Genomic DNA, 13,981 nt, shown 5'->3' on the forward strand with positions numbered 1-13,981 from the left:
ATAAGTACTAGTTGTAAGCACTTACATGTAGAGTATAATATGGACTCGCTTGAATCTGAATTCATAATGTTGCATCATTTGTTGTCAAATGTTGCACAAGCGGCTTATTCGATTAGTTGGGACGAATAGACGATGCCCGGTACTCTTTAGGCGTAACGCCGAAATACTTTTTGAAAGCGCGGCTAAAGTGGCTCTCGTCCAAAAAACCGATATGCTCCGCGATGTGATTATTCCTCCAATTCGTTCCAACGAGTAGTTCTGCGGCTTTAATCATCCGCACCTGGATCACATAAGTCCAATAATTCACACCGAATTCCTGTTTGAACGCACGACTTAATTGATACTTGTCTATATCGAAGCGATCTGCCACTGATTGCAAAGATAAATCCTCTTGATATCGGCCTTCTACAAACGGTTTAATCCGCCGCACAGCATCCTGAAGCTTGGATCCGGTTTCCGAAGCAGGCGCTCTTACCGCTAGCGTGCTCTCGGAAATTAGCTGTGGCAGAAATGCGGCATCTTGGGCAATTGAGCTGATTCCGACAGACAATGTGTGAGACGGTGTTGACTCCGCCACTTTTTCCATCACAGATTCACTTAATTCCCTCAATTGACCGCTAGACAGATCATCCCCCCCGCCAACTAGCACCACTTGCTCCTTGCGGTTTTTATAACACATAACACAGTGGATTTTGATGACCGCTTGTTCTTGCAGCAAGCAGGAATAATCATTCTCCGATGGCAGACTATCCTCGAATGTCAAAATAGCAAAACGTTTAATGGAAATAAATTCCAGGCAGTCTCGGAAGCTCATCAACGAAGCTGCTTCGATCTGTCCAGAGTATATCGTCCGATCCAGTTCACTGCGAATCGATTTCTGAGCATCCGATACGGACTGTTGAATCAGCTCGCGCAAAGCATCCCTAAGCAATTCGGCGTCGACTGGCTTTAACAGGTACTGGGAAACCTGAAGTCGAAGCGCATCCCTGGCATATTCGAATTGATCAAACGCACTTAAAATAATTGTACGTGGTATTTTGTCCAAATGTTGAATCCGCTTCAGCGACTCGATCCCGTCGACCAATGGCATATGAATATCCATGATCATCAGATCGGGGCGGAAGGATTCTACCATGTTGGCCGCTTCTGCTCCGTCATATGCATGCTGCACCTTCGTAAACCCTAGCTCCTTCCAATCCATCACTTTATCTAAATATCTATGTAAAGATAATTGATCGTCCACAATAAGCAATTTCACGCTCGCTACCTCCCCGAAGATGTCACGTTCTGGGCAAAACGATATAAACCGTTGTAAATATCCCTTGCCTGCTTCTAATCTTAAGTCCATAATCAGTTCCGAATTTCAATCGGATACGCTGATTGACGTTGAATAGACCTATCCTGTCCGGCTTAAAGTCTTGTTGGTTCAATTGCCTAGCCAAGTGACGGCTTCGGCTTCTCGATATCCCTTTACCATTGTCTTGGATGACGATCATAATTCCTTTTTTGACTGTCATAACCCTAATCGTCATTTTTGCTGACTGCGGATTCTCGCCAAATCCGTGAATAACTACGTTTTCTACGAGTGGCTGCAGGATCAACTTTATCGTTCTGTTTTTTAGAATAGACTCGTCCGGAATAAGAAACTCGATGTCAATTCGATCGTCATATTTTTTATTCACAATATAGAGATAATCCCTGACGTTCTGAATTTCTTGTTCCAGTTCCACCATCTCTTCCGATTGCTTCATGGAATACCTTAGCAGACTGCTCAATGACAACACCAAATGGTTGGAATCCTCCGTGCTTCCACATACAATTTCGGTTTGCAGCAGTTGCAGCGTGTTGAATAGAAAGTGCGGATTGATCTGGGACTGCAGCGTTTTGAGCTCTACTTCTTTCAGTGCAATGTCCGATTGATAATTTTGTTTGACCAACGTTTCGATCCGGATGACCAGTTCCCTAAATTTGTCGCTTATCAAATCCAGTTCGCGATACTTATATTTATTCCTAATGATATAAATACTGTCTTCGCCAATTTTGTCCAATGTTGAGAGCAGTCGTCCAAATGGGCGGGATATTCGTGCGGTGTTCAAGATGGATATGAGGAGGTTGAGCAGCAAACAAAGATAAATGAAACCGATCAAATTTGACTTCAGTGAGTCTGATTGTCCTCTGATAACGGACATCGGAATCGTCGAGATCATTCTCCAACCCTGAACGGCAGTAGGGTGGAAGATAACAAGTGTCTCATGCCCGCCAAGCTCGGTAACGAAACTTCCTGAATCGCTGGCATAAATAAGCTTGATACCTTCGAAGTCAAGTTTTGTCCCGATTGCGTTACTATCTTTGTGGGCAATGATGGTCTGCTCATTATCGATCATAAAGATGCTTTCATTGTTTTGATAGGAGCTAAATTCAAACATCCCGTTGATTTTGGCTAAATCCAGATTAGCGATGACAGCCCCTATCGTTCTAAGGGTGTAATCTTTAACCGGAAGAGCGATCGATAACGTCGGCATATTATATTTTGAAATATTATTTTCTAAGTAGTAGTCCTGCTTATGGAGTCCAAGCGTAATGAATCCTTTGTTTGGAGTATCCGAAATCGCCTGACTAAACCAAGTCTGTTCGGTGAAAGGATAATCCCACCGAAGTGATTTTCTGCCATCCAGGTTGTTTACATAGCCATTTTTGCCCAATATCAAAACATCACTTACCATGGATTGCAGGGAAGATACGCCAAATGCTACGTCCGCGATATTCCTCTCATGCTGGATGCGCCCTTCGATATCCATTTCCCTGCCTGGATTCATCAAGCTGCCAACCGAGTAATGGCCTGTTAGAAGAACGAGCGGACGAGTCGCCTCTTCGAGATTGAAGCTGAGACCGCGCGCTGCTTGCTCCATTACTTTGTAGCTGGATTGAGTGACTTCCTTGGTAACGCTTTTAGTTGAATCCCGAACGGATAACAGTCCAAGCAACAATAAAAGTAGGATGTTTACAATTAAATATGAGAACATGATCGTTCGAATGATGGTTTTTCCCGTTAAGGAACTAATCAAGAATCTGACAGCATTGTTCATCATTCTGTCCCTCTTTCAAGCCAATTGTTTTGTTAGTGAATTAATTTCATTACACCGAAGCGATACAGGAAATATAATTTCTAAGCCTAGAAAAAGAAGTACCTCCCCAAATCTCCAAGTGTTGAGTACGCCACCAACACCGAAAGATATGGGAAGGCCTTCGTTTAAGACGTAATGTGTGCTGTAATCTTTATTTAATGATCCGTTTGCACAACATCATACTCATCATATCGGAAATAATCGAAATCAGCATGCTTGCGTTCCCCGCTTAAGTCTTGGACGCAAACACCGATAAAATTGCCTGTAAAACGAATATAATCAGCATATTCATCAGATAAATGGCTTACATCAAGCTGTGGGCCGATCACGTTCCATTCCCCTGTCTGGCCCGCATACATGAAGCTGGCCATTTCACGCTGAATACTCACCTTCAAATGGTATGTTCCATCCATAATTGGAATATCCTGATCCAATATTTCATTATAAATTCCATTCTTCGATTGTACAATACCAATACATGTACCTAATTCATCGTGATGCGTCAGGCGCAAATAGACATAATCTCGGGTATCGTAGAACAGAATCAATCCCGCCATTTGCTGATAATTCTCTGGACGGTATTCAATGGTTGTTTCTGCTTCACAATACATCGATTGCTGTCTACGCGCGACAAGACTTTGGCGATGTGTTGAACTCATGGACTCCTGACCATAAAGCCGTAAGAATCCTGGCCTTTCCGTTAAGGATAGCCAATCCGGACTTGCAGGGATGCGAAGGGTGTTCCATTGCAGCCCAAGCTGTGCTCTATCAAAGTGGTCGAGGCTCGGTTCAGTTGGGAATGGATGTGATGGCAATTGAGGTGCTTGCACCACATATTGTGGCGAATTTGCTCCTCCATCAACAGCTATCCAATCATCATCCGTCCAATGACAGCGCTGAATGGCGGTTTCTCTACCGAGCATACATCGCTTATCTATTACAGGACGACCGACGAGGTGAACCATATACCACTCGCCGTTCTGCGTTTCCACTAGTGAAGCATGTCCCGCCTTCTGTAATTCCAATTCCTGCTTGCCCGCAGATGTCAAGATTGGATTCGCGGGATCGACTTCATAAGGACCATCGATATGCCGAGAACGCGCCATCGTGACAGCGTGTTCATATTGCGTTCCACCTTCAGCTGTCAGCAAGTAATAATATCCATTTCGTTTATATAGATGCGGCCCTTCGGTTAGTCTCAGATGTGTGCCTAGAAAAATATTTTTCTTAGGACCAATAAGTTTCTTCTTTTCCTTCGAGTATTCCTGAAGAATAGTGCCAGCGAAAGAGTTTGTCCCTTTCCTATGATCCCAGATCATATTCACTAACCATTGACGACCATCCTCATCATGAAATAAGGAAGGATCGAAACCGCTGCTGTTCAAATAAATAGGCTCAGACCAAGGCCCCATTATATCGTCCGCCGTCACCATATAATTATGAGTATCCTTGAAGGCTCCCATGCGACTTTTTACATCTGTATAAATAAGATAGAAAACGCCGTCATGATGGCTTAAGCATGGCGCCCATGCACCACCGGAATTGATGTTGCCTTCCATATTCAACTGTGAAGTACGTGTCAATATCGAAGTGAGCGGACGCCAATTCACCAAATCCTTGGAATGGTGAACACGAACTCCCGGGAACCATTCAAATGTCGAAGTTGCAATATAATAGTCTTCTCCTACACGCAAGATAGATGGATCAGGATGAAATCCTCGCAGTATGGGATTGTTAATCATGTTCCCCACTCTCCTTTAAATCTTGTTTAACTGTTCATTATTTCCTGGCCTTCTGCCGTGTTCATACCCGCTTCCAGCAGTTTGACGATTCTATCTACGTCATAGACACATCCTCGCCATGTGCCGCCGCTCGCTGCTTGCAGTGCAGCCCATAACCTCGTGTCGTCAGGAAGATCAGGGTCTTTCGCGAGATCGGGATGTGGTTTTCTAGAAGCCAATACATTCGTTCCCACCTCCGGATTCTCCGGCACCTCACCGCTGCCTACCATTTCGACATGACCTTCTAATTGATGGAGGTCGATACGGATGTCAATCCAATCGCCATTGCGAAGCTGGCCAACAGGTCCGCCGGCAAGGGCCTCGGGTCCAATATGACCTATACAAGCACCAGTTGACACGCCCGAGAAGCGTGCATCTGTAAGCAGTGATACTTCCTTGCCGAAAGGCAGATGCTTGAGCGCTGAAGTCAGCTGATAAGTCTCTTCCATCCCCGTACCCGATGGGCCGCGTCCAATGAGTACCATAATATCCCCGGCAACGATGCCTTTGTTTTTAATCGCATGGATTGCCGCACGTTCCGTCGTGAACACTTTCGCCCTGCCGACGTGGCGATAGACCCCATCACTGTCAACCATAGAAGGATCAATTGCAGTCGATTTAATAACAGAGCCCTCGGGGCAAATGTTTCCAGTCGGGAAGGTCACAGTCGAGGTCAGCCCCGCTTGTTTGGCGCGTTCCGGGCTGAAGATGACGCGGTCAGGATCAATCCCCTCGTTCTCCAGCAAATGTCGGCGCATGCGGTGGCGGCGTTCTGACGATTCCCACCAATCCAGCGTCTCCCCGATCGTATTACCTGTTACCGTAAGCGACTTCTCATTGAGCACACCAAGTTTGCGCATATGCAGCATAACCTCAGGCACACCACCTGCAAGGAAAGCTCTTACTGTCGGGTGATGTTCTGGTCCATTAGGGAGAACGCTAACTAATCGCGGAACACTACGGTTGACTTCTGCCCAATCAGCGACCGTTGGCAGGGAGAGCCCCGCCGCATGTGCGATTGCAGGAATATGGAGCAGCAAATTTGTAGATCCGCCGAAGGCTGCATGAACGGCCATCGCATTACGAATGGCATGATCCGTTACAATCTGGCCTGTCGTCAGTCCGCTCTCCGCCATTTTGAGAGCAGCTCTCGCAGATTGCCGTGCCATTTCCTCCCACACCGGCTGTCCTGACGGTGCCAGTGCTGCATGAGGAACGGTCATACCAAGAGCCTCCGCTATAACCTGTGCCGTTCCCGCTGTACCTAAGAACTGACAGCCTCCACCAGGTGTCGCGCACGCGCGGCAACCGAGATCAGCCGCTTCCTCAAGCGAGAGTTCACCATTCGTATATCTAGCGCCAATCGTTTGGATCTTGCCTGCATCCTCGCCTTGGGTCGGTGGAAGAGTAACGCCGCCTGGAACAATTACGCCGGGAAGTTTGCCCATCCCTGCCAGGGCCAACATCATGGATGGCAATCCTTTGTCACAAGTGCCTACCCCCAATACGGCCGAGCGTTGCGGCAAGGAACGAATAAGACGTCTTAATACCATAGCCGCATCATTTCGGAACGGCAGTGAATCGAACATCCCCGTCGTCCCTTGCGAACGGCCATCACAAGGATCACTAACGAAACCCGCGAACGGCACGCCACCAAGACCTGCGATTTCCTCCGCTGCGGCTTTCATCATGATTCCAACTTCCCAATGCCCCGTATGATAGCCAAGAGCGATCGGGCGGCCGTCCTCATCTCGAATGCCGCCTTGGGTTCCAAGAATAAGTATTTGCTTTCCTAAAAGCTTCTTCGGATCCCATCCCATGCCAACGTTCTGTGTTAATCCGAATAAATCACCGCTTGGTGAATTACGAAGCATATCCGGGGTAAGCGGCAATGAGCCGCTTGGTCCCGGAGCATGCGTATAGATGTCAAAATAAGAATCGATATCCTTGCCCATTATCGTTTCAAAGCCTTCATTCATACTCACACCATCCATCCCTTGTGTTGTCGTTATGGCTTAATGAATACGGTTTTGATTGAAGTATAGAATTCAATAGCGGCTTGGCCTTGCTCCCTTGAATGCGAACTGGACTGTTTCATACCGCCGAACGGTGCTTGAAGCTCAACACCGGCTGTTTCTGCATTAATACGGACGAGACCTGCTTCCATATCTTGAACGAACTGCAAAGCGTTTCCGATATTACGGGTATAAATTGATGCGCTAAGACCATAGTCCGTATCGTTCGCAATCTCTATCGCTTCTTGAATATCATTCACTTCGATTAGTGTAAGCACAGGCCCGAATATTTCTTCTTGAGCAATCGACATTTTTGAAGTCACTTTATCAAAAATCGCTGGCGTGACATAGAAGCCATCGGATAATGCACCCTCAGTTGGTCTTGTGCCGCCATACAGCAATACTGCCCCTTCTTCTACACCCTTACTAATGTAGGATAGAACGGTTTCCATTTGTTTTTCATTCGCACATGGACCTAACCATGTCTGTCCATCCATTCCATCTCCAACCTTCAATTCAGTCACCTTCTGGAGCAGCTTCGACTTGAACTCCTCATAAACATCCCTCACTACGATAACTCGGCTTGTCGCAGTGCACTTCTGACCAGTAGAACGAAGACCCCCGCTAATTGTCGCTTCAACCGCAAGATCAATGTCTGCATCTGCGGCAATTAGGATCGGATTTTTCCCGCCCATCTCCAGCTGATACTTAGCTCCTCGTGCCAACGCCGCTTGCCCTACGGCTTGCCCTACCGCGTTGGAGCCCGTGAAGGTGATTCCGTTAATATCAGCATGTTCCGCAATACCTTGACCAATGACGCTGCCACTGCCTACGATCATATTCAGAACACCGGCTGGTAAGCCTGCATCATGGAAGCATTGCATAACTTTCGCTGCTGTAACCGCTGTTTCCGCTGCTGGCTTCCATACGACCGAGTTCCCATATATTAAAGCAGGTGCGATTTTCCAAATAGGAATAGCAACTGGGAAATTCCAAGGGGAGATCACCCCTACCGTTCCGAGCGGCGACCTTGTAGTATACAAGAATGCATCTGCATCGGAAGAAGGTATAACATCACCAATTTTACGCATGCCTTCTCCTGCATAATAACGCAGAATGGCCACTCCACGTGCCGTCTCGCCCTTCGCCTCGGGTAATGTCTTACCCATTTCCCTCGTCATCGCTTCACCGATTTCATTCATTCTACTTTCCATAATATCAGCTGCTTTGAACAGCAAATTGCCCCGCTGTAATCCAGTTAGCTTACGCCAAGCGAGCTTGGCCGCCTTTGCAGCTGCAACGGCATCCTCTAAATCCTGTTTAGACGAATCTGGGATCATACCTACGACTTCATTTTTATTTGCTGGACTTATACTTTTCTGCGTTCTGCCGCTCTCGGAGCTTCTCCATTCGCCATTAATGTAGTTGTAATATATTGGGTGATTTATATTTACCATTTTAATCTTCCTCTCTTTTTAAAATGTCTATTAGGCCATAACAGCAGTATTCACTAGTGTTCCAAGGCTGGTGATTTCAATTTCAATGATATCTTCAGGTGCAAGTGTGAACTTATTCGGAGGAACGATACATGTTCCCGTGAGTAGAACCGTACCATCGTACACAATATTATCCCTGTGCAGAAAGGAAACGAGTTCCTCCAGCTTGCGCTTAAGCTGTCCTGTGCTTGCTGATTCATCGACTACTTTTTTTCCATCCCTATATATCCGCAAAGTGATCTGCAACTGATAGGGATCTTGAATCGTTTCGGCTAATCTGATGACAGGTCCAATTGAGCATGATTGTTTCCAAACCTTGGCTTGCGGAAGATATAACGGATTCTCTCCTTCAATATCGCGGCAGCTCATATCGTTGCCAATAATGTATCCTACAATATCGCCTCGCTTATTCAAAACCAAACCAAGCTCTGGTTCCGGAACCTGCCAATTCGAGTCGCTTCTCAAGCAAACATTATCCAAATGGCCAACCGTTCGAGCTGCTGTAGATTTCATGAACAATTCTGGTCTTTCCGCATCATACACCTTGTCATAGTAGGTGGATGCATTCAGCTTGCCGCCAGTCGCCTCATAATTTCTAGCTTCCTTGCTGCGCGCATAGGTTACACCGGCCGCCCATACTTCAGGGGCAGCTACAGGCATAAGTAATTCAAGACTATCAAACTCCCTGTCCAGCGGCTGAGTTGAACGGATCAGATCGTTCACGTCTTCAAGTGGTGTTTTTCCTGCCTTCTCGATTCGTTCAAGGAATGATATAAAGTCCGAATCCGCCAATCTGTATACTTTATCCTCGTCAGTTACAGCAGCCAAACATTGCTCTACGCCATCACGATATCGAATAATTCTCATTTTAGCCTCTCCTTGTTTTATAATATAAAACAGCGTTCTCAAATTACAACGTAAATCGACTCACTTTCATCACGTTTCGTACTATCATTAACTTAAAAGTATTGCTCAGAACCTATACTTAGAACTGATAACCTAGTTGCTGAGAAATTTCACTCGTTTCCTGCCGAATTAGGGCAATTAATTGTGCCATTTCTTGATCATCAACGTGTGCTACCATGGTGGATATGCTCAACGCCGCTATTACTTGTCCATTATGATTGAATATCGGAGCAGCGGCGCACCGGACCCCCGGCTCATTCTCCTCATTATCAATAGCATAACCTTGCTTCCTTACTTGCTCCAACTCTTTCAAAAAAGCTTCGGGGTTGTCGATCGTCTTGTCCGTATGCTTAACAAACGTATGCCCTTCCGCAATCTGCACCTGTTCGTTGATAGACCGGAAAGCCGCCAATACCTTACCCACGGCGCTGCTATGCAAGGGTATTCTGCGACCGATACGTGAATACCGAATTGCAGCCTTATGCCCCTCTACTTTATCAATGTATATACCTTCTTTTCCATCATCCATAATGACCAAATGTGTCGTTTGGCCGGTGGCAGCAGACAAAGCCCTGAGATGCGGTCTAGCGATTTCCCGAATATCAAAATGATTGAGAAGCAATTGCCCCTTCTCTATAAACCTCATCCCGAGGCGGTATTTCCCAGTCTGCTCATCCTGTGCGATGTAATCATGAACTTGAAGCGTTTTCAATAAGGAATGAACTGTACTCTTGTGCAAATCCATTTCTGAGCTTATTTCAGACAGTTTGTACTCCATATGATGCTCATCAAATAAGTCGATAATTTTCAATGCTCTATCCAATGCTTGAATGATTGGCATATTCCCTCCCTCGCTCCCCTCCTAGTTACGGTTTTATATTATAAAACCGTGTTCTAAAATGTTATTGAATAAATAATAGCAAACCCTAATTGCGATGTCCACCCTCAATTACAATACGTAAAAGCGCGTTTCACAGCTTAACGGTCGGTTGCAAGAAGTTCAGATTTTCTCTGCGGTACGCGGGCGTACCCATTTGAATAACTTCCGCGATATCTTCGATACACTCCACATGCCCCGCATCTTGAATACTTTGCAGGTTTGCTTTGTCACCATAAGCTTTCGCTAAGATCAAAACCTTGTTCGTCTTCGTTCGTCAACATTAGTATACTAAAAAGTAAAGGAGCCCCATTACCGAGGCTCCTTTCTCCGTTTATCACCAATTCTGTGATTAAATATTTTTCAAGGTTGCGACACCAGCTTTGATGATGATTGCTCTTTTTTTACCTGAGTTGTTCCAGATGGTTTTCGTCTTTACCTCACAACTTCCGCTTGTTGTCTTAAACGCGATAATTTTGTCAACATTTTTGAAAGGCTCCGTAGGTACTATAAACTCGATGCCGGTAACTTTATTGTCACCACTTAAATCAATCGTGATTTTCTCCGAACGGCTATTGAGCATTGAAATGATCTGTTCTACGGTAGGCGTAAATACTGCGTTGAAGTTATCGTCAAGCGTGTAATTAAGAACTCTCTCGTTTACAATAACGTTGAAGCTATTATCGATAGACGATAGCGGAACAGCCTTGGACGCAAACAAAGTGGATCCGTTGTAAGCATCTACCATAACGCTATACTGCCCGGCTGCAGGTGCGCGCGGAATAGTGATCTGTGCGGTGCCATTGACAACCTGGAACTCATCGCTAGATTTAATCCCGTTCTTGGCAAGATAAGCAACAACATTGTAGTTGCCAAGATCAGCAGCGGCAGCGTTAACGGTGATGTTAGCCGGAAGACCAGCAACGATAGTGTTCGATCTAGTCGAAATAGTCAGATCATTCAGCGAACGAGGCGTAAGCCCTTGTTGCATGAGATAGCCGCTCGGATTGAGAACAGCATAGAACGCTTCTTTCGGAGCCATATTGCCGTCGAACAGTAAAGGGCTATAAGTACCACGCCAGCTCTGAGAATCAGATTTGCCCCAAAAGGTTACGCGATCAATGTGGGCATCATAGGCTTTAAAGTATTCAAACAGGCGTGCGTAGTATATAGCCTGTTCTACTTGTTGCTTATAAGTAAGCGTTGGGGCAGTCGGTCCATTGTAACTGCCGTAGGGGACATCAAGCTCAGACACGCTAATTTTCACTCCAGCCTGGATGAAGCGTTGGATCGAAGCTTCAATCTGGGACACATTCGGATGCTCTGTGAAATGGTGAGATTGCATGCCCAAGCCTTCAATAAGCTTGCGGCTAGGGTTGGTGTTGCGTGGGTCGGTTAGCCACTTTGCGTTAAGACCCTCAGCCATTTGAGCCATCGCTTCGCGCTTCCAGGCGTCTGTTTCGTTATAGTCGTTGTACTCAAGAATAGCGTTCGGATCAGCCAGACGAGCAAAGACAAATGCATCGTAAATATAGTCGGCTCCGCTCTCGCCACTGGCTGTATCAGCGCCGTTAGCATATGCGATATACCAAGGAGAGTTCTTTCGGGTGACATTTTTCCAGTCCGCGAACGGGAGAGAGCCGCCGTCAAAGGCTTCGTTAACAACGTCCCAAGAAATGACCTTTCCTGAGAAGTGTCCAGCGACTGTGGTGATATAGTCCTGCATATTCTGGCGGGCTTCACTTCGTGTAAGCGGTGTGCCATTCGTGTTCCTGTACAGCCAATTCGGAGATTGAGAGTGCCATACTAATGTGTGGCCATGAACCTTGATGCCGTTCTGTTCAGCCCAAGCTATGATAGAGTCAGCGTTCGTAAAGTTGTAAACGCCTTTCGCATTGCTGATCGTATTCGGTTTCATATGGTTTTCTGCAGTCACAACGTTATAGTAGTGCTTAAACATCTCGGTGGTTTGGGCATCAAGCTGGTTGGGTGAGGTAATATTGCCAAGTAGGAAGCTGTCCTCGTAGGTATCAGCCAACGAAGGAACTGCGAGGTCCCACGCTACTGTAAAGAACATTCCGATTACCAGGACAACAGACATAAGAAGCGAAACAATTCCTTTGAATCTAAACTTCTTGTTCATCATATACCTCCTGTTTTGTTAAAATTAATTGAACTTCAATGGAGTAAGGTTTCTTCTCTTTCAATGCAAGCGCTTTCATTTATTGCTTAGCGTCAACCTGATTACAAACGACAGCACCAGCATCTTCTTCGTAGACCCTATTCTCCTCCTCTCAAGTGTGCATTCAATCTTATTATAATTGCAGGTTCGTACTTGGACAAGAGGTGTAAAATGTCGATTGATTGGAAAATAAGTCATGCATCATCTGTCATATGCTGGAGCTGAACATGATATTTTCTCCGATGGAGCCGTCGATGAAGTCAATCGTTATGCAAACGGCTTAAAAGCCCTGCTATTCTGGCATCTGCGGTCACGCTCTTAGATCGGCTGAGCAGGTACCTATAATCCATTATGCTGGACCAGATCAAAACGATTGCCATACAAGTCTTCGAAGACGACTTCAACTCCCCATGGAACATCTTTGGGTTCACCTAAGAAATGAACGCCTCGTGATTTCATTTGCTCGTAATCACGACGGCAATCGTCTGTGTGGATGACAAGAAATACATGATTGGCAGCCTGACTTCCCAGTCTCTCCAGCTTCTCGTCTGTATCAGCTCTGACCAAAACAATAGCCGTTTCATTATTACTGGAAGGTGCAACGGTCACCCATCTTATTCCACCTCCAAAAGAATTGTCCGTTATTAACTCAAACCCTAGTTTTTCCTTATAAAATGTAATGGCCTCTTCATATTCCTTTACTAAAATCGTTATGTATCCCATTTTTCTGCTCATTTAACACTCACCCTTCCTATGTATTTATTCATTCTACCCATTAATCGTAAAAAGGCCACTAATCAGATCTGATTCAGCAGCCCTTTTTGATGTACATTGAACTATAGTGTCCTGTTAATCTAAAAGTGATTTGGGGTTTCTATTGATTTTTGAGGAACAAGTGTATCTAAATACTCTTGATATGCAATGATTGTTACAATCAAAGTACCAATAAAGAAAAGAGCTGATCCACCTAATGTAAATAATCTGCCGATCAAGGTGTTTTTAGCTAATTCAATTTGTTCAGTATTGTTCATTCATGTCACTCCCCACGGTCATTTAACCCATTATATACATTCTTGAAAAATAGGTTCTTTTCACCATTTGGATTAATCCGAATACCATCCATTCATGAAATTTTCCTTGAAAAATCTTTTCTCATACAAATACTATCGTCACTATTTATGTATGGTTCATAATTTTCAATTTGTTCAAATCCTAATTTCTTATATAGCGATACTGCTTCTGGACTATTTATTCCTGTTTCCAATATCGCACTTATCATTCCTTCTTCTAATGCCCATGCTTCTAGCTCCGTAAGTATTGACTTAGCGATACCTTTTCCTCTTTTTTCTGCTTTTACAAACATTCTTTTAATTTCGACTATATTTTCATTTTCAGTAGCTCTAAAACAACCACAACCAACTGCAATATCATCGTCATAAGCAACAATTACTTTGGCATCTTGTTTGATTACGTTAAAAGCATCAAAATTTTGTTGAGTTCCAGGATATCTAAGCTGCAAATCTTTATCCAGCAATTCAATTAAACTGCAAAAATCCAGGTTTTCTGAAGAAGTTCTTTTTATGCTAATCATCATAAGTT

12 protein-coding genes are annotated in these 13,981 nt (G+C 45.0%); all 12 read right to left on the minus strand.

Annotated elements, in window-relative coordinates; genetic code table 11:
• Positions 1–112: 112 nt before the first annotated feature.
• Complete coding sequence (locus CEF13_RS18455) at positions 113–1,258, minus strand: response regulator transcription factor (RefSeq protein ID WP_102712775.1); 1,146 nt, start codon at positions 1,256–1,258, stop codon at positions 113–115.
• Between the two features lie 22 nt (positions 1,259–1,280).
• Entirely contained in the window at positions 1,281–3,089 is a 1,809-nt protein-coding gene (locus CEF13_RS18460) for a sensor histidine kinase (protein WP_102712777.1), read from the minus strand.
• Between the two features lie 191 nt (positions 3,090–3,280).
• Positions 3,281–4,867, minus strand: a complete 1,587-nt coding sequence (locus CEF13_RS18465; protein ID WP_102712779.1) for a glycoside hydrolase family 43 protein — start codon at positions 4,865–4,867, stop codon at positions 3,281–3,283.
• A 26-nt stretch (positions 4,868–4,893) separates the two neighbouring features.
• Positions 4,894–6,885 (minus strand): YjhG/YagF family D-xylonate dehydratase, encoded by a 1,992-nt coding sequence (locus CEF13_RS18470; RefSeq protein WP_102712781.1) that lies wholly within the window; start codon positions 6,883–6,885, stop codon positions 4,894–4,896.
• 29 nt (positions 6,886–6,914) lie between these two features.
• Positions 6,915–8,378 (minus strand): alpha-ketoglutaric semialdehyde dehydrogenase GucD, encoded by a 1,464-nt coding sequence (gene gucD / locus CEF13_RS18475; RefSeq protein WP_102712783.1) that lies wholly within the window; start codon positions 8,376–8,378, stop codon positions 6,915–6,917.
• A gap of 30 nt (positions 8,379–8,408) precedes the next feature.
• The gene (locus tag CEF13_RS18480) at positions 8,409–9,284 is read right to left on the minus strand and encodes a fumarylacetoacetate hydrolase family protein (RefSeq protein WP_102712785.1); all 876 of its coding nucleotides are present in this window, start codon (positions 9,282–9,284) and stop codon (positions 8,409–8,411) included.
• A 118-nt stretch (positions 9,285–9,402) separates the two neighbouring features.
• A complete protein-coding gene (locus CEF13_RS18485; protein ID WP_102712787.1) occupies positions 9,403–10,164 on the minus strand; it encodes an IclR family transcriptional regulator in 762 nt (253 codons plus the stop codon).
• Positions 10,165–10,294: 130 nt separating this feature from the next.
• Entirely contained in the window at positions 10,295–10,456 is a 162-nt protein-coding gene (locus tag CEF13_RS28860) for a hypothetical protein (RefSeq protein ID WP_166742671.1), read from the minus strand.
• Positions 10,457–10,552: 96 nt separating this feature from the next.
• Entirely contained in the window at positions 10,553–12,343 is a 1,791-nt protein-coding gene (locus CEF13_RS18490; protein WP_166742699.1) for an endo-1,4-beta-xylanase, read from the minus strand.
• A 378-nt stretch (positions 12,344–12,721) separates the two neighbouring features.
• A complete protein-coding gene (locus CEF13_RS18495; protein ID WP_102712791.1) occupies positions 12,722–13,117 on the minus strand; it encodes a VOC family protein in 396 nt (131 codons plus the stop codon).
• Between the two features lie 119 nt (positions 13,118–13,236).
• Complete coding sequence (locus CEF13_RS28865; RefSeq protein WP_166742698.1) at positions 13,237–13,413, minus strand: hypothetical protein; 177 nt, start codon at positions 13,411–13,413, stop codon at positions 13,237–13,239.
• Between the two features lie 92 nt (positions 13,414–13,505).
• Positions 13,506–13,973 carry a GNAT family N-acetyltransferase gene (locus CEF13_RS18500; protein WP_166742697.1) on the minus strand — a complete coding sequence of 156 codons (468 nt, stop codon included), beginning with the start codon at positions 13,971–13,973 and terminating at the stop codon, positions 13,506–13,508.
• Between the last annotated feature and the right edge of the window lie 8 nt (positions 13,974–13,981).

The sequence above is a fragment of the Paenibacillus castaneae genome, assembly GCF_002884445.1.
GTDB lineage: Bacteria > Bacillota > Bacilli > Paenibacillales > Paenibacillaceae > Pristimantibacillus > Pristimantibacillus castaneae.